The sequence below is a fragment of the Azospirillum terrae genome, from assembly GCF_053470425.1.
Genome location: NZ_JBPXMR010000002.1, coordinates 472519 through 488825, shown reverse-complemented (window position 1 = coordinate 488825; position 16307 = coordinate 472519). Strand labels below are relative to the sequence as shown.

Annotated in this window: 20 protein-coding genes; 11 read left to right on the top strand and 9 right to left on the bottom strand. The window is 68.0% G+C overall.

Annotated features, from left to right (window positions below):
* The first annotated feature begins 366 nt into the window (after window positions 1-366).
* Window positions 367-582 carry an SHOCT domain-containing protein gene (locus ACSVDD_RS08820; protein ID WP_448188955.1) on the top strand — a complete coding sequence of 72 codons (216 nt, stop codon included), beginning with the start codon at window positions 367-369 and terminating at the stop codon, window positions 580-582.
* Window positions 583-587: 5 nt separating this feature from the next.
* Window positions 588-788 carry an SHOCT domain-containing protein gene (locus ACSVDD_RS08815; protein ID WP_448188954.1) on the top strand — a complete coding sequence of 67 codons (201 nt, stop codon included), beginning with the start codon at window positions 588-590 and terminating at the stop codon, window positions 786-788.
* A 74-nt stretch (window positions 789-862) separates the two neighbouring features.
* On the opposite strand, the gene ACSVDD_RS08810 is transcribed toward ACSVDD_RS08815, so the two are convergent.
* Complete coding sequence (locus tag ACSVDD_RS08810) at window positions 863-1354, bottom strand: pentapeptide repeat-containing protein (protein WP_448188953.1); 492 nt, start codon at window positions 1352-1354, stop codon at window positions 863-865.
* Between the two features lie 208 nt (window positions 1355-1562).
* On the opposite strand from ACSVDD_RS08810, the gene ychF reads away from it, so the two are divergent.
* Entirely contained in the window at window positions 1563-2663 is a 1101-nt protein-coding gene (ychF, locus tag ACSVDD_RS08805) for a redox-regulated ATPase YchF (protein WP_448188952.1), read from the top strand.
* Between the two features lie 197 nt (window positions 2664-2860).
* On the top strand, window positions 2861-3739 hold the full coding sequence (locus ACSVDD_RS08800; RefSeq protein ID WP_448188951.1) for a putative bifunctional diguanylate cyclase/phosphodiesterase: 879 nt from the start codon (window positions 2861-2863) through the stop codon (window positions 3737-3739).
* Here the strand turns inward: ACSVDD_RS08800 and ACSVDD_RS08795 are convergent.
* Window positions 3702-4160, bottom strand: coding sequence for an NUDIX hydrolase (locus tag ACSVDD_RS08795; protein ID WP_448188950.1), 459 nt, complete (start codon window positions 4158-4160; stop codon window positions 3702-3704). The two genes, ACSVDD_RS08800 and ACSVDD_RS08795, sit on opposite strands and share 38 nt — an antisense overlap.
* A 129-nt stretch (window positions 4161-4289) precedes the next feature.
* Between ACSVDD_RS08795 and ACSVDD_RS08790 the strand changes: the two genes are divergently transcribed.
* From ACSVDD_RS08790 to ACSVDD_RS08765, 6 genes are all read left to right on the top strand, one after another.
* Complete coding sequence (locus ACSVDD_RS08790; protein ID WP_448188949.1) at window positions 4290-4550, top strand: hypothetical protein; 261 nt, start codon at window positions 4290-4292, stop codon at window positions 4548-4550.
* A 91-nt stretch (window positions 4551-4641) separates the two neighbouring features.
* Window positions 4642-4911: a type II toxin-antitoxin system prevent-host-death family antitoxin gene (locus ACSVDD_RS08785; RefSeq protein WP_448188948.1), complete on the top strand. Its 270-nt coding sequence runs from the start codon at window positions 4642-4644 to the stop codon at window positions 4909-4911.
* Window positions 4908-5339, top strand: a complete 432-nt coding sequence (locus tag ACSVDD_RS08780; RefSeq protein ID WP_448188947.1) for a type II toxin-antitoxin system VapC family toxin — start codon at window positions 4908-4910, stop codon at window positions 5337-5339. The genes ACSVDD_RS08785 and ACSVDD_RS08780 overlap by 4 nt, the downstream gene beginning before the upstream one ends.
* A complete protein-coding gene (locus ACSVDD_RS08775; protein ID WP_448188946.1) occupies window positions 5336-6256 on the top strand; it encodes a LysR family transcriptional regulator in 921 nt (306 codons plus the stop codon). The genes ACSVDD_RS08780 and ACSVDD_RS08775 overlap by 4 nt, the downstream gene beginning before the upstream one ends.
* 117 nt (window positions 6257-6373) lie before the next feature.
* On the top strand, window positions 6374-7624 hold the full coding sequence (locus ACSVDD_RS08770) for an MFS transporter (RefSeq protein ID WP_448188945.1): 1251 nt from the start codon (window positions 6374-6376) through the stop codon (window positions 7622-7624).
* 9 nt (window positions 7625-7633) lie between these two features.
* Window positions 7634-8029, top strand: coding sequence for a hypothetical protein (locus tag ACSVDD_RS08765; RefSeq protein ID WP_448188944.1), 396 nt, complete (start codon window positions 7634-7636; stop codon window positions 8027-8029).
* A gap of 82 nt (window positions 8030-8111) precedes the next feature.
* Here ACSVDD_RS08765 and phbB read toward each other — a convergent pair whose 3' ends face one another.
* The 3 genes from phbB to ACSVDD_RS08750 all read right to left on the bottom strand — a co-directional run bounded on the left by phbB (window position 8112) and on the right by ACSVDD_RS08750 (window position 11469).
* Window positions 8112-8834: an acetoacetyl-CoA reductase gene (gene phbB / locus ACSVDD_RS08760; protein WP_448188943.1), complete on the bottom strand. Its 723-nt coding sequence runs from the start codon at window positions 8832-8834 to the stop codon at window positions 8112-8114.
* Window positions 8835-8941: 107 nt separating this feature from the next.
* Complete coding sequence (locus ACSVDD_RS08755) at window positions 8942-10117, bottom strand: acetyl-CoA C-acetyltransferase (protein ID WP_448188942.1); 1176 nt, start codon at window positions 10115-10117, stop codon at window positions 8942-8944.
* A 110-nt stretch (window positions 10118-10227) separates the two neighbouring features.
* Window positions 10228-11469 carry an alpha/beta fold hydrolase gene (locus ACSVDD_RS08750; RefSeq protein ID WP_448188941.1) on the bottom strand — a complete coding sequence of 414 codons (1242 nt, stop codon included), beginning with the start codon at window positions 11467-11469 and terminating at the stop codon, window positions 10228-10230.
* Window positions 11470-11926: 457 nt separating this feature from the next.
* Between ACSVDD_RS08750 and phaR the strand changes: the two genes are divergently transcribed.
* Window positions 11927-12538 (top strand): polyhydroxyalkanoate synthesis repressor PhaR, encoded by a 612-nt coding sequence (gene phaR / locus ACSVDD_RS08745; RefSeq protein ID WP_448188940.1) that lies wholly within the window; start codon window positions 11927-11929, stop codon window positions 12536-12538.
* Window positions 12539-12828: 290 nt separating this feature from the next.
* Here the strand turns inward: phaR and ACSVDD_RS08740 are convergent, their stop codons facing one another.
* From ACSVDD_RS08740 to ACSVDD_RS08725, 4 genes are all read right to left on the bottom strand, one after another.
* Complete coding sequence (locus ACSVDD_RS08740; protein ID WP_448188939.1) at window positions 12829-13995, bottom strand: glutathionylspermidine synthase family protein; 1167 nt, start codon at window positions 13993-13995, stop codon at window positions 12829-12831.
* A gap of 179 nt (window positions 13996-14174) precedes the next feature.
* Window positions 14175-15110, bottom strand: coding sequence for a radical SAM protein (locus ACSVDD_RS08735; protein ID WP_448188938.1), 936 nt, complete (start codon window positions 15108-15110; stop codon window positions 14175-14177).
* 4 nt (window positions 15111-15114) lie between these two features.
* Window positions 15115-15921, bottom strand: a complete 807-nt coding sequence (locus ACSVDD_RS08730) for a sterol desaturase family protein (RefSeq protein WP_448188937.1) — start codon at window positions 15919-15921, stop codon at window positions 15115-15117.
* A gap of 94 nt (window positions 15922-16015) precedes the next feature.
* Window positions 16016-16291 carry a GNAT family N-acetyltransferase gene (locus tag ACSVDD_RS08725; protein WP_448188936.1) on the bottom strand — a complete coding sequence of 92 codons (276 nt, stop codon included), beginning with the start codon at window positions 16289-16291 and terminating at the stop codon, window positions 16016-16018.
* Window positions 16292-16307 lie beyond the last annotated feature (16 nt).

Below are 16307 nucleotides of genomic sequence, written 5' to 3'. Positions count from 1 at the left end.
AGTGGGTCAGTTTTGAAGGCTTATCCCAGTGGTCCAGCACCCCTTCCAAATCGGGCCAGGCCAATCCCCGGATGCCAAAAAAGAGTGGCCACCCCTATCAAAAGCCGCCCCTTGGCGCCAGTAATCGCCTGGACCGCACCCAATCTCCATATCGACGACAACAGGGCGCTACGCAAGTAACTTTACGTATCACAGCTTACGTAACGCAGGGATTCACGGCCATCTCGCCTTCCATGACCCGCACTCTACACATACCCTTATTCCTGCTTAACACCATTTGAATGCGGCACCTCGGAAGCCCGTTTGCTTTCAGAGGGATGGATACGCTGAAATCCGAGGTGCGATCCTTGGTCAAGGAAGGGCGACATGAGCTTTCGACAGCTTTTTGCGATGGCGGTGGTGATCAGCGCAAATTGCGGGCTTGCCGCCTGTGGCGGGGGCGGAGCGCGCTCGGAAACGGCGATCCAAAACACCACCGTTTCAAAAGGACAGGCGCTGATCGACTTGAAGCAGGCTCTGGACAGCGGGGCCATCTCCCCGGCCGATTACGAAGCGCAGAAACAGAAGATCTTGAAGGAATAGGCGCTATGGGGGGCATCTCGAAATCGACCTCCATCGCGGCTCTTCTTCTGCTGGCCGGGTGCGCTTCGGACAGTCCCCGCGTGGTGGTCAATCGGCTGGTCTCGCCGGAACAGGAATTGGCCGACTTGGCGAGAGCGCGTGAGGCAGGCGCCATTACGCCCGACGAATACACCGCGCTGCGCCGCAAGCTGTTGGTCGGAAACTGAACGCACCGAGGCCGATGCGGCATCACCGCGATGCCGCATCGGGGGTATGAGACCCTGTTCTCCCTTGGATGCGGCTACCGGCACTCCCCAATCGACTCCGCCGCGCACACGCGGCCGTCCGTCCAGGTGGCGCCGCTCAGGCGCGTGCCGATCAGGATCGTGCCTTCCAGGTTGGCGCCCTTCAGGTTGGCGCCCTCCAGCGTCGCGCGGGTGAAGTTGACGCCCTTCAGGTTGGCGCCTTGCAGGTTGGCATCCTTCATGTAGGTGGCGAACGCCGGGGCGTTCTCCAGATTGGCGCCGGACAGATCGATCTGCGGCGCCAGCGCCACCTGGAAATTGGCTGAGCGCAGGTCGGCGTTGCGGAACTTGGCACCCTCCAGCAGCGCCGCCTCGAAATTCGCCTCGGGCATTTTGAGGTTCGAGAAGTCCTTGCCGCGCAGGTCGGCCAGCGTGCAGTTGTACTCCACCGGATCGACGCAGTTGGGCGTCAAGGTCGCGGCCTGTGCTCCCGTGGCCAGGGCAACGGCAAGGATAAGAGCTAAGCCGGCGGTGTCGCGCACGCTCATGAGAACCTCCTAATTTACAGGCCGGCCGCTATTCTACAGCGGCGCAAGCGGGATTTTGTGAATACTCTCCCCACCCCCGCGGCACCGCGTTGATTTCGGTCAAGTGCGCCCTGCGGCACCCCGCCCCCACTTCGCGTTTGCGCTTTCCGCCCCCACGTAGGATAAAGCGGCCAACTTTCAGCATTTCCGACGGCGAGCACCCCGACCCATGGGTTTCAATTGCGGTATCGTCGGCCTGCCCAACGTCGGCAAGTCGACCCTGTTCAACGCCCTGACCGCCACCCAGGCGGCGGAGGCGGCCAACTTCCCCTTCTGCACCAAGGAGCCGAACGTCGGCCGCGTCGGCGTGCCCGACCCGCGGCTGGATAAGCTGGTGGTGATCGCCAAGTCGCAGAAGATCATCCCGACGCAACTCGAATTCGTCGACATCGCCGGCCTGATCCGCGGCGCCTCCAAGGGTGAGGGCCTGGGCAACCAGTTCCTGGCGAACATCCGCGAGGTGGACGCCATCGTCCACGTGCTGCGCTGCTTCGAGGACGACGACGTCACCCACGTCGAGGGCAACGTCGATCCCCTGCGCGACGCCGAGGTGGTCGAGACCGAGCTGATGCTCGCCGACATGGAGAGCCTGGAGCGCCAGCTCACCAACCTTCAGAAGAAGGCCAAGGGCGGCGACAAGGACTCCAAGATCAAGGCCGATCTGATGGAGCGCGCGCTCAAGGTCCTCCAGGACGGCAAGCCGGCCCGCGTGGTCGAACTGGACGCCGAGGAGAAGCCGGTCTTCAAGCAGTTCATGCTGCTGACCGACAAGCCCGTGCTCTATGTCTGCAACGTCGAGGAGGCTTCGGCCGCCACCGGCAACAAATTCTCCGAGATGGTCGCCAGGAAGGCGGCGTCCGAGAACGCCGGCTGCGTGGTCATCTCGGCCGCCATCGAGTCCGAGGTGGCGCAGCTCTCCGACCCGGCCGAGAAGCAGGAGTTCCTCGGCGCCATGGGGCTGGAGGAAACCGGGCTGAACCGGCTGATCCACGCCGGCTTCAAGCTGCTGAACCTGATTACCTTCTTCACCGTCGGCCCCAAGGAGGCGCGCGCCTGGACCGTGCACCGCGGCGCCAAGGCGCCGGAGGCCGCGGGCGTCATCCACACTGACTTCGAGCGCGGCTTCATCCGCGCCGAGACCATCGATTACGAGAGCTTCGTGACCCTTGGCGGCGAACAGGGCGCCAAGGACGCCGGCAAGATGCGCCAGGAAGGCAAGGAGTACGTCGTCCAGGACGGCGACATCTTCCACTTCCGGTTTAATGTTTGACGCATTCAGGGCTTCCTGAGGGAAAGGCGCCGGTCCGCAAGGGTCGGCGCCTTTTTCGTTGCGCCCCCATTCTTGTCACCGCGCGCAATTCCGTTAACGCTTTCGCAACCAATCAAAACCGCGTTAACTACTCCTGAATTATGGTTAACAAATCGTCGACTCGGTTGTTATAGCCGATGCGGGGATCAGGAGGTGTCATGGCGGCGGGCATCAAGGCGTTGGCGGAGGCGGGCCTTCTCGGCCCGCTGCCCGAGGGCCGAACGGCCGAAGGCATGCCGGAGAACGAGGTCGCCGCCGCCTTCGCCGAGCGGCTGCGCGCGGCCATCGACCGGGACGAGCTGTGGCTCGCCTACCAGCCACAGGCCGACGCGCACACCGGCCGGCTGACCGGGTTCGAGGCGCTGGTGCGCTGGCGGCTGCCGGACGGCACGGTGCTGCCGCCCGACGTCTTCATCCCCATGGCCGAAGCCGGCGACGGCATCCACATCCTGGGTGACTGGGTGCTGCGGCGCGCCTGCGCCACCGCCGCGGGGTGGATGCGCGACGGGCTGGCCGACGTGGCCGTCGCGGTCAATTTGTCGTCCCGCCAGCTGGAGGATCCCGGCCTCGCCCGCGCCGTGCTGGGGGTGCTCAACGAAACCGGGCTGCCGGCCTCGAACCTCAAGCTGGAGCTGACGGAAACCGTGCTGTTCCAGGGCGGCGAGCAGGCGCGGCAGCTCCTGCTGGAACTGCGCGGCGCCGGGGTGCGGCTGGTGCTCGACGATTTCGGCACCGGCTATTCGTCGCTGTCGCTGCTGCGCAAGGTGCCGGTGGAGGCGCTGAAGATCGACAAGCACTTCGTCTCGGCGATGGTCGAGGACCGCGACGCCGCCGCCATCGTGCACGCCATCGTGGCGCTGGCGCACGCGCTCGGCCTCCAGGTCATCGCCGAGGGGGTGGAGACGGCGGAGCAGTTGCTGTTCCTGCGCGCCTACCGCTGCGACCGCATCCAGGGTTACCACTTCTCCCGGCCGCTGGCCGCCGACGACGTGCCCGCCTTCATTTCCCGAAACGCCGGGCAGCCGCCAGCCGGATGACGCGGTCGGTCTCGTCCCAGGGGACCAGCGCCACCGCCTCCTCCACATCGGCCCAGCGCACGTCCAGCGCGTCGTCCATGGCCGTCGCCTCGCCGGCCGTCCACTCGGCGGCCACCTCGACCAGCGTGTAGTGGTAGTGGACGGCGCTGGCCGCGTCGCGGGTGATGGCGTCCACCACGGTGACCACCTCGATGGGGCGCACGGTCAGCCCGGCCTCCTCCAGCACCTCGCGGGCCGCCGCCTCGAACACCGTTTCGCCGACGCCCTGGGCGCCGCCGGGCAGGCTCCATTGGCCGAGCCGCGGCGCCCGGCCGCGGCGAACCAGCAGCAGACGGTCGCCCTTCCAGACGATGACGCCCACGCCCACCCAGGGGCGGTCGGGGTATTCGCGCGCGGTACGGTCGGATGCGGTGTCGGTCATATGCGTCGGTGTTGCTTCCGGTGGGCCGGGCTTCTATGAAATCACCCTTCCGGGTTTCCCTGCCTGTCAGCATGGACGAGCGGGCGCCGGAGCCAAAGCTTATTCAAAACGGACCATTGGACGAACGCCATGTCGGACCTCCACAAGCGTGCCATGGAAGCGGTTCTTCAGGCCGCCGAGCACGATGTCGTGGCCACGCTCTCCGAGCGCGCCATCAAGGACAGCCACAGCGAGGAGGCCGACGAGGCCGTGCTCGACGTCGCCATCCTGCATTCCTGGCGCATCTTCGTGCGCATCTGCGAACAGCGCGGCCTGACGGTGGACGCCGGCCTGTTCGCCGAAATGGCCGGCGAGCTGGCCGATGAGCTGGCGCAGGACCAGGACGACTGAACCTTTCTTCGTTTGGGCCTCCCTTGACACGGCTCCGCCCCGCTCCGACACTCGTTTGTCGGACGGGGCGCCGTCAGCTGGAGGTCGGGCCATGGGCGTTTTGCCGCTCAAGAAGGACAACGAGGAACTGCGCGCCGTCGTCGAACGCGCGCTGAGCGAAGGACCGCTGACCATCACCCGCGACGGGGTGCCAGCGGCCGTGGTCGTGCCCGCCGAGGAGTACCAGCGGCTGACTGGCGAGCGGCGGCCGACTCTGACGGAATTAATCCTGCGACGGCCCCAAGAGGCCGCAGTCGATCTGGATCCGTACATCGGCCCACGTGGTGGAGCATGGCGCCGCGAACCGCCTGATTTCGAATGACGGCCTTTCTCCTGGACACCAATGTGCTGTCGGAGGCGTACAGGCCGCGCCCGCACCCTGGCGTCGTTGCATGGATGACTGCCCTGCCGGAGGGAAGCGCTTTCATCAGCGTCATCACCATCGGAGAAATTCATCGCGGCATTGTCGGCCTGCGGGGACGCGATAAGGAGCGCGCAGCGCACCTCGATATTTGGCTCGCGGATATCGAGGACCTTCGGCGCGACAGCATCCTTCCCGTCGATGTCAGGACGAGCAAGCGGTGGGCGGAGTTGCGCCTGAATCACCCCCGACGCGATCCGGAAGACCTGCTGATCGCCGCCACGGCTGCGGCGCATGGCCTGACCGTCGCCACGCGCAACGTGCGCGATTTCCAGAACCTCGGCATCCCGCTGTTCAACCCGTTCGAGCCTGCCGGACCGCCCCCATGAAGCTCAACGAGATCCGCACCTTCGTGACGGTGGCCGAGGCGCAGTCGGTGCAGGAGGCGGCGAACCGGCTGCACGTCACCCAATCCGCCGTGTCGCGCCTGATCCAGCGCCTGGAGGCCGAGGTCGGCGCCACCCTGTTCGACCGGCAGACAAAGCCGCTCATGCTGACCCGCGACGGCCAGGTGGCGCTCGCCCACGCGCGGCGCGTGCTGGAGGCGGTCGAAGGGCTGGGCGAGGTGTTCGCCGGCAGCGGCCAGCCGGCCGGCATCCTGCGCCTGGGCTCTTCGCACGTGCTGGCGCGCACCATCGCCGGTGATCCGCTCGACACGCTGCGGGCGTCGTTCCCCGCGCTCACCGTGCGGCTGCATTCCGATTGGAGCGAGGTGCTGCTGGAACAGCTCGCCAGCGGGGCGCTGGACGGCGCGCTGCTGCTGCAACCCGCTGCCGGCGACGCGCCGCGCGACATGGAGGGGTGCCGGCTGGCGCTGGAGGAGGTGCGCGTCGTCGGCACGCCCGCGCTGATCGCCGGGCATGGCCGCACGCTGGAGGCGATGAACGCTCTGGGCTGGGTGCTGCAACCCGAAGGCTGCGGCTACCGCACGGCGCTCGAACGTGCGCTGGAGAAGCGCGGCCTGTCCATCAACGTGGCGGTCGAGGCGTTCGACCAGGAGCTGCTGCTGTCGCTGGCGGCGCGCGGCGTCGGCTTCGGCGTCGGGCCGCTGCGGCTGATCAACGGCACCGAGGACGGCCGCCGGCTGGCCCCGGTCGAGGTCGAGGGCTTCCGCCTGACCGTCGCCGTCTGGCTGCTGCGCGCCCGGCACAGCGGCCGCCTCGCCCCGGTGTTCGACGCGCTGGAAGGCAGCCTGCGGCGCCACCTCCACCGGCCGCTCGACCTCGTGCATTCCGCCGCGGAATAATCCAGTTTCCCATTATGAATTGGCGGAAAGCCGCCACCCCGCGTACCATCACCGGCTATAAACCGGGCCGTGTCGACACAGACCGTCGGGGCACGCACCGGTGGGAGGGACAGGACCATGAGCAGCACCCCCGCGTCCACCAGCGCAGCCGGCTGGCGCACGCCCGCAATCATCATCGTCTGCGGCTGTCTGGTCGCCATGCTCGCCTTTGGACCGCGCTCCAGCATGGGGCTGTTCATCGGCCCGCTGTCGGAAACCCGAGGCTGGGGCCGCGACGTCTTCGCGCTCGCCATGGCGATCCAGAACGTCCTGTGGGGCCTCGGCGGGCCGTTCGCGGGCGCGCTGGCCGACCGCTATGGGCCGGCCCCGGTGCTGGCCGGCGGCGGCGTGCTGTACGCGCTGGGCCTGTGGCTGATGTCCATCGCCGACACCCAGCTCATGCTGCACCTCAGCGCCGGTGTGCTGATCGGACTGGGTCTGGCGGGCGCCTCGTTCGGCATCGTCATCGCCGGCTTCAGCCGCATGGTGCCGGCCGAAAAGCGCTCGTGGTCCATGGGCATCGCCACCGCCGCCGGCTCGATGGGCCAGTTCCTGTTCGCCCCCATGGGGCAGGCGTTCATCGCCGGGTACGGCTGGCAGACGGCGCTGGCGCTGTTGGGCGGCTCCATGCTGCTGATCCCGGTGCTGGCCAGCGCCTTCGCCGGATCGGGCGGCATGGGCAACAGCAAAGTCGCGATCACCGGCGCCAACATCGGCTTCGTGGAAGCGATCCGACAGGCGTTCCGCCATCGCAGCTATGTGCTGCTGGTGTCCGGGTTCTTCGTGTGCGGCTTCCAGCTCGCCTTCATCACCACGCACCTGCCGCCTTATCTGATCGAAGCGGGCATCAGCCCCGGCCTCGCGGCCTGGGCGCTGGCGCTGATCGGGCTGTTCAACGTGGCCGGCTCCTACACGTCGGGCGTGCTCGGCGGCAAGATGAGCAAGCGCACTCTGCTGGTCGGCAACTACGTCCTGCGCGGCGTCTCGACGGCGGTGTTCATCCTGCTGCCGGTCACGCCGGCCTCCGTGCTGGTCTACGCCGCGGTCATGGGCCTGCTGTGGCTGTCCACCGTGCCGCCGACCTCGGGGCTGGTGGCGCTGATGTTCGGCACGCGGTATCTCGGCATGCTCTACGGATTCGCCTTCTTCAGCCATCAGGTCGGCGCCTTCATCGGCGTCTGGCTGGGCGGCGTGCTGTACGAGCGCACCGGCTCCTACAACGTGGTGTGGTGGCTGAGCGTGGCGCTGGCGTTGCTCGCCGCCATCGTGCACTGGCCGATCGCCGAGAAGCCGGCACCCTCCCTGGCAAGCGCCGAGGCGGGAGCCTAAATACCGGCCATGCACGACACACCGTCCATGGGCCTCGGCCACGGCTTCGCCCTCGCCCTCGGCGGCGTGGTGCTGGCGGTGTGGCTGGGGCTGATGACGGTGTCGCTGCGTCAGGCGGCGCTGCCGGAGGAAACGGACGGCATGGTGCTCGCCGTCTTCCCGCCGGGCACGCCGGACGACGCGGCGTTCGGCGCCATGGTCCGCGCCGGTGGCGAGCCGGTCCGCCCGACATGGCTGGGCTTCGCCTGGGTGGCGCGTGGCCGCGAGGCGGGATTCGTCGGGCGGCTGAAGGACGAGGGCGCGGTGGCGGCGTTCGGCGAGTTGCCGGTCGGGCCGGCCATCGGCGGCTGCGCCGAGGTGTCCACCGACCACGCGCGGGCGGAGATCTACAAGCTGCGGCCGTGAGGCTTTGCCACAAAACGAAAAAGGCCCCCCCCGCTCTGGGGAAGGGGCCATCGTCTCGTCCAGGCCGTGTCCGGCCCGGCGATCAGTACATGTGCTGGCCGCCGTTGACCGACAGCGTCGAGCCCGTCATGAAGCCGTTCTCGTCATCGACGAGGTACAGCACCGCCTTGGCGATCTCGTCGGCGCGGCCGAGGCGGCCGACCGGGATCTTGGCGACGATCTTCTCCAGCACGTGGGCCGGCACCGCGCGCACCATGTCGGTGTCGATGTAGCCGGGCGCGATGGCGTTCACCGTGATGCCCTTGGCCGCGCTCTCCTGCGCCAGGGCCTTGGTGAAGCCGTGGATGCCCGACTTGGCGGCGGCGTAGTTGACCTGACCGTACTGGCCAGCCTGACCGTTCACCGAGCCGATGTTGACGATGCGGCCGAAGCCACGCTCGCGCATGCTGTCGATGACGTTGCGGCACATGTTGAAGCAGGACGAGAGGTTGGTGTGGATCACCTCCTCCCACTGCTGATAGGTCATGCGGTGCATGACGCCGTCGCGGGTGATGCCGGCGTTGTTGATGAGCACGTCGACTGGGCCGAGCTCGGCGGTGATCTTCTCGATGCCGGCCTTGCACTGGTCGAAGTCCGACACGTCGAACTTGTAAACGGCGATGCCCGTGCGCGCCGAGAACTCCTTAGCGCGCTCGTCGTTGCCGGCGTAGTTGGCGGCAACCGTGTAGCCGGCCTTCTTCAGCCCGACCGAGATCGCCTCGCCAATGCCGCGCGTACCACCGGTGACTACTGCAACTCGAGCCATTTCGTTTCTCCCCCGTATTTAAGTTTTACGTCTGTTGATTGACGTTTTTTGTCGAGCGCCGAAAGGAAGCGGGCCGTTCCCTTTTCAGAAAACGGCCCGTGCCCCGATTAGTCGCGCTGAACGCAGAGAGCGATGCCCATGCCACCGCCGATGCACAGCGTGGCGAGGCCCTTCTTGGCGTCACGCTTCTGCATCTCGAACAGCAGCGTCGTCAGCACGCGGGCACCCGAGGCGCCGACCGGATGGCCGAGCGCGATGGCGCCGCCGTTGACGTTCACCTTGGACGTATCCCAGCCCATGTCCTTGTTGACGGCCAGCGCCTGCGCGGCGAACGCCTCGTTGGCCTCGATCAGGTCGAGGTCCTCGATCTTCCAGCCGGCCTTCTGCAGGGCCAGACGCGACGCCGGGATCGGGCCGGTGCCCATGATCGCCGGATCGACGCCGGCGGTCGCCCAGGCGACGATGCGGGCCAGCGGGGCGACGCCACGCTTGGCGGCGTTGTCGGCGCTCATCAGCACCAGCGCGGCGGCTCCGTCGTTGATGCCCGAAGCGTTGCCGGCGGTCACCGTGCCGTCCTTCGAGAAGGCCGGGCGCAGCTTGGCGAGCGACTCAACGGTGGTGCCGAACTTCGGGTACTCGTCGGTGTCGACGATCACGTCGCCCTTGCGGCCCTTGATGGTGACCGGGACGATCTCGTCCTTGAACTTGCCGGCCTTGACGGCGGCCTCGGCCTTCTGCTGCGAGCCGGCGGCGAAGGCGTCCTGCTCGTCGCGGGTCAGCTGCCACTTCTGGGCGACGTTCTCGGCGGTGTTGCCCATGTGATAGCCGTGGAAGGCATCGGTCAGACCGTCGCGCAGCATGGTGTCGAGCAGCTCGGCCGAGCCCATCTTCACGCCGTTGCGCAGGTGCATGACGTGCGGAGCCTGGCTCATGCTCTCCTGGCCGCCGACGACCATGACCTCGGCGTCGCCCTCGCGGATCGCCTGATAGCCGAGCGCAGCGGCGCGCAGGCCGGAGCCGCACAGCTGGTTGATGCCGAAGGCGGTCTTCTCGGCGGGGATGCCGGCGTTGATGGCGGCTTGGCGAGCCGGGTTCTGGCCCTGACCGGCGGTCAGGATCTGACCCATGATGACTTCGGTGACCTCAGCGGCATCCGTCTTCGCGCGGCTCAGCGCCTCGCGGATCGCGACCTCACCCAGATAATGTGCCGGAACGGAGCTCAGGCTACCGTTAAACGCGCCCACAGCGGTGCGGGCCGCACCGGCGATAACAACCTCGGTCATGACAACGCTCCTCAGATTTGACAGTTTTATTATCGACAGTTCATGGATGCCGGAGACGGCGTAGCCTAGGCGCAAGATTTTGCTAATGCAAGGCCCCCGTCCGGCTGGGGTTAAGCTCTGGTATTAAGCCATTTGGCCAGGGGAAGCCATACGCCGGTCTCTGCTCCGGCACTGACCACCATTCCGATATGCCCCAGTGAGGGTCTCAACATTTGAGCACCCGGAATTGACTGTACCAAAACAGTTGCCGATGCTGGCGGAACGATGCGGTCGCGCTCGGGAACGAGGGCCAGCGTCGGCACGGTGATCCGCGCCGGCTCCACCGGCAGCCCGCCGACCAGCCAGTTGCCGAGCGCCGGGTCGTTGCGCCCGTACCAGCCGGCCAGCGCGTCGCGCACCACCCCGGCGGCCAGCGGAATGCCGTCGTTCAGCCAGTCCTCCAGCGCCACGAAGTCTTCCGCCGCCGCGCTGTCCGGCGCCATGCGGGCGAAGTGCGAGAACTTCTTCAACGCCAGCATCGGGTCGAGCTGGGCGAACAGAGCCTGGAGCACGTCCACCGGCAGTTCGCCCCACGCCTCCAGCAGCGGCCCGAAGGGCTGGAAGAAGGACGCGGCGCGCCGGGCGCTGGCCGCGTCGTCGGCGTGGAAGTCCCAGGGCGTCGCCATCAGCACCATGCCGGCCACCTCGCGCGGCCGGCGCAGCGCCAGCGCGGTGACCAGCAGCCCGCCCATGCAATAGCCGACCACCGGCACCGGCCGCCCAGTCAGCGCCACCACGGCGTCGAGCACGCGCTCCAGCCGGCCGGCGATGTAGTCGGTCATGGTGAAGCGCCGCTCCAGCGGCCCCGGCCGGCCCCAGTCGATGAGGTACGGCCGCAGCCCCCGCGCCGCCAGCCAGCGCATCATGCTCTTCTTGGCGGACAGGTCGAGGATGTAGTGGCGGTTGACCAGCGACGGCACGAACAGCACCGGCACGCCGGTCGCATCGGGGTTGAGAGCGCCATAGTCGAGCAGGCGGCTGCCGCCCTCGGTCCACACCACGGGCGGGTCGGGCAGGTCGCGGCGGTAGGGGTGGTGCCGGTAGCGCTCGACGCCGGTCAGCAGCCGGTCGATGCGCCGCCGCACCTCGAGATCGACGGCGTCATGAAGCGCGTCCGGGTCCGCGGCGGCGACGAGACTTCGCAGTTCCGCCGCCCGCTCGGCGAGGCCCGGCCTCCATGGAAGCGAGCCGTTCCTCAAGTGTGGCAAGCCGCCGGGCGAGCTCAGCAGCGCCGTCAGGACGGTCGACAGGTGCAGTCCCAGCGGGCGCGGGCCCTGGCGCAGCGGGGGCCGGGGGGCTTGTTGGGCGGTCATGGACGGCTCCCTCCGTTGGTTCGGCGGGTTTGTTGTTGAAGGGCCAGCCCTGTTGCGGGCGCGGGTCCCATCCGGCGCCCGGCGGGCTGCCGTAGGCGAAGCCGCCCGGCCCGAACACCGTCGGCGCGAACGCCGCCGCCCCCTGCCCCAGCATCTGGAACATCCGGGCGACATTGTCCGCCACCTCCGGGTCGGAGGCCAGCGCCGACCACTGCTCCTGCCACAGGTCGAGGTAGCGCCGCGCCAGAGCGTCCAGGGTGGGAATGTCGGAGTCGGTAGGGTCGGCCATGCCGGCAGTATAAGAGGAGGGGCACAGACTTGACCAGCGCCGCGCGAATGGGGGGTAACGGAGGCCGGAATGCCCCCTTTTCGGCTGGAGACTTGCCAGTCGGCGCCCCATGTCGTAGTTCTAAGCTCAGAGAGATTCCCGACGTTGGCTCACAAGAAAGACCCCGCGATGGCCGAAAAGGAAGATCAGAAGTCCGCCGTGATCACGATCAAGAAGTACGCCAACCGGCGGCTTTACAACACGGCGACCAGCAGCTACGTCACGCTCGACCACCTGTGCCAGATGGTCAAGGATGGGCTGGACTTCGTCGTCTACGACGCCAAGACGGGCGAAGACATCACCCGTTCGGTGCTGACCCAGATCATCGTCGAGGAGGAGAGCAAGGGGCAGAATCTGCTTCCCATCCCCTTCCTGCGCCAGTTGATCGGCTTCTACGGCGACAACATGCAGTGGATGGTGCCGCGGTACCTGGAATATTCGATGCAGTCGTTCGCCCGCAACCAGGAGCAGATGCGCGACTATTTCCAGAACACGCTGGGCGGCATGTTCCCGTTCGGTCGTCTGGAGGAGATGGGCAAGCAGAACCTCGCCATGTTCGAGCGGGCGATGCGCATGTTCACCCCATTCGGCGCGCACGAGGAGGGCGACGAGCCGCACTCCGCCCCGACCGTAGGGGCTAGGCCGCCGGCCGATTACTCGCTGGACGAGTTGCAGAAGCGGGTCGACGATTTGCAGAAGCAGATCGCCAGCATAACCAAGACCGGCGCCAAGAAGAACTGAGCCGGCGGGAATGAGCGACACGAGGGCGGGGATTTCCTCGCCCTTTTTGTTTTTTTTGGATAGTCATCGGCAACACGGGGATGATCCGAGGCCGAAGCAAGACTTCACACGGATTTTGGGGATTTGAACACGGATTACACGGATTTTCTTTGATCGTGCACAGCCCTAGCTTGCCCCGCAAGCCGTTGCCGCGCACGAATAAAAGAAAATCCGTGTAATTCGTGCCTAAATCCGTGAAATCCGTGTAAAATCTTGCTCCCTACGCCCAGACCTTCCGCTCGTGCCCGCACTCACCCCCGAAACAGGTGCGGCACCACCGCGGCGTCCGCCCCCACCAACGGGCCAGCCGCCTCGCGGACCATCATCCCCAGACACTTGTCGCCGATGATCCAGGCGTCGAGCACCGCGTGCACGCCGTCCTGCTCGAAGGTCGGCGGGGTTTCCAGCCACAGCCAACCGCCGGGCTCGGCCACCGCCCCCGCCTCGGCCACCACGCGGCCGTGCTCGCCCAGACGGGTCGCCGCGTGGTCGAGGCCGAACAGGCTGCGCACCGTCACCGCCTCCACCGGCCCCAGCGCCGAATCGTCCAGCGCCGCGCGGCACAGGTTGGCGTGGCCGGGGTAGAGGTGCCAGAGCACCGCCAGCAGCCCGTGGTTCGACGCCGCCCAGCACCACGCCGGCTCCAGCACCCCCATGCCGGCGGAGCGCAAGCGCTGCACGAAAGCGTCGCTGCCCAGCGCCTCCCACGGGTAGAGCTTGGCGAGCCAGGCGATGGCCTCACCGGCCTGGTCGCGGAAGCGCCCGTCCTCCCAGCCGATGTCCTGGAGCGGCAGCAGAACCGTCTCGATCCCCGCCTCGGCGGCGGTGGCGGCGAGGTAGATCAGCTCGCCCTCGCGCATCGGGTCGGGGGTGGCGCAGGCGAAGTGCAGGCGGGCGCGGCCGGGCACGCCGTGCACCAACTCCTCCCAACGCTCGATCAGCGCCTCGTGCAGGCCGTTGAACTGGTCGGCGTCGGGGGCCATCGCCTCCAGCCAGTTGCGCTGCACCAGCGCCGCGGCGAACAGCCCCGGCGCCATGTCGTAGTTGCAGGCCAGCAGCTTGACCGAATCGCGCCCGTCGTAGGCCAGCGTGAGGCGCCCGACCAGACACCCGGCCCGCTCGTTGATGCCGCCCGGCCGCCAGTAATCCGTCCACGAGGCATCGACCAGCCGCGCCGCCTCGCCGCGCAGGCCTAGGTCGCTGAGCAGCTTGTCCTCGACGACGGCGCGCAGCCCCTCGCGGACCATGCCGTGCAGTTCGTCGGCGACGCTCTCGATCAGGTCGATCTGCTGGGCGGAGAACTCATAGCGCGCGTCCTCGCGCCACAGCGCCCCGGCCGCGGACGCCGCCATGCCGTAGGGGTACTTGCGCAAGCCCGGCCGCCAATCGACCCGCCCGGTCGCCTTCACTCTGCGCATCGCCGCTCCCGTCCGCCCGTGGAGATCACCAGCTAACCAATCGGGCGCCGCACCGTCCCATGGGGAGCGGCCGCGCGTTGGTGGCAGGGCGTAAAGGCGGCAGGCTCGGCACGGAGGACCTCGGCGTGATGGGCGATGAACGCGCATGATGACCGCGGCAATCGCCCCCGCACAAGCGCTTATGAAGCGCAGCTGGCGCCCCCCAGCGCGCAGAACCGGCTGCAATGCGGATGGCTGAGCCAGACGCGCCGCCGCGCCTCCGCCAGCGTGGCGCCGCAGTCGAAGCGCGGGTCGTGCGGCAGCAGCGTGCAGGCGGCGACGCGCGCCTCCGGCTCGCCCTTGCGGTGCACGACCATGCGCGAGGAGGCGCACATCATCGCCTCCGGATTCTTGCCGAGGATGGCCCAGCAGGTCTCGGCGATCTCCGGCACCTCGGTGCTGCCGTCCATCTCAGGGAACAGGACGAGCTGCTTGGGATCGTGCGCGTCGAGCGCCAGCCCCTGCGCGGCGAACAGGCCCGCGAAACCCTGGCGCAGCGCCGCCTGTCCCTCGCCGGACACGGTGCGGCTAGCGACCGCCACGTGCAGGCCGTTGTCCGCCAGCCAGCGCAGCCCCTCCAGCGCCTTGGCGAAGGTGCCGGCCCCGCGCAGCGCCTCGTGCCCGCCGGCGGTGTGGTGGTCGAGCGAGACGCGCAGCACCAGCCGCTCGCCGTGCGCCGCGGCCAGCGCCCGCAACGCCTTGCGCTTCAGCATCATCGGCCGCATGCCATTGGTCAGCACCAGCGCGTGCAGGCCGCGCCCCAGCACATCCTCCAGCATCGCCGGCAGATCGCGGTTGAGAAACGGCTCGCCGCCGGTGAAGCCGACCTCGCGCAGTTCCGGCGCCGCGTGCGCCGCCTCGTCGAGGAAGCGGCGCACCTCGGCGGGGGTGAGGTAGACCAGCGAATCGTTGCGCGGCGAGGACTCGATGTAGCAGTTCACGCAGGTCAGGTTGCACAGCGTGCCGGTGTTGAACCACAGAGTGGTCAGCCCGCCGAGATCCACCGACGCGCGCGGCTTGCCCTCCGCGGTGACGAGCGGGTCGCGGAACTTAGGCGGTGAGACGAAACCGTCCATGGCGTCACGCCCTCACGGCGGGTTGCGGGGCGGCGTCGCTCCTGAACGGCATCGCCAGCAGTTGCGGCAGGCCGAGCTGCTCGCGGAAACCGGCGATGCCCAGGGGCGCGCGCTCGTGCCCGGAGGCCGGGGGCGCAGCATGGTAGGTGCCGCACAGCCGGTCCCACACCGACAGGAAGAAACCATAGTTGGTGTCCGCCTCCGCCCGCTCGATGGAGTGATGGACGCGGTGCATGTCCGGCGTGCAGACCAGCCAGCGCAACGCGGTGTCGAGCCCGGACGGCAAGCGGAGGTTAGCGTGCGTGAAGATGGCCGAGCCGTTCAGCACCGCCTCGAACGCCACGACCACCCAGGGGTCGGCGCCGATGGCCGCGACCACCGCCGATTTCCAGACCAGCGACAGCAGAATCTCCACGGGGTGGAAACGCAGGCCGGAGGTGACGTCGATGTCCAGGTCGGCGTGGTGCACCCGGTGCAGACGCCAGAACAGCGGCATGCGGTGCGACAGCACGTGCTGGAGATAGATGGCGAAGTCGAGCACCAGGAAGGTGACCACCGCCCCGGCCCACCAGGGCAGGTCGAGCACGTTGAACAGCCCCACGCCCCGCTCCTGCGCCCAGGCCGCGGTGACGACGGCCAGTGCGCCGACGGTCAGGCGCTGCACGGCGACATCCACGGCGATGAGGCCCAGATTGACGGCCCAGCGCCGCCCCCGGCCAACGGTCGGCGGACGCTTGGGGAACGCCGCCTCCAGCAGCGCTGCGACGATGAAGAGGCCGAGGAAGATCCCCAGCCGGATTGCGGCTTCCATGCGATGCTCCGGGACCGGCCTGCCTCTAATATAGGGCAAGAGCGGCGGACGGCTCCAGACAGGTGCCGTCACGTCCTCGTGATCGAGTGAAACGTCAGCCCAGCAGGTCGTGGTATTCCCGGTGGCGGCGGACCCAATGGGACGCGTAACCGCAGATCGGCACGACTTTCAGCGTCTCGGCGCGCGCGATGTCCATGATGCCCTGCATCAGCCGGCCGGCGGCGCCGGTGCCGCGCAGCGAGGGCGGCGCCTCCACGTAGGGGATGTACAGGGTCGAGCCCTGCCGGCGGTAGTTGGCGAAGACGATGCGGCCGTCCACGTCCAACTCAAAGCGGCTCTGCGCCGCGTTGTCTCGTACGGGGATGCTCATGCTTTCTCAACGCCCG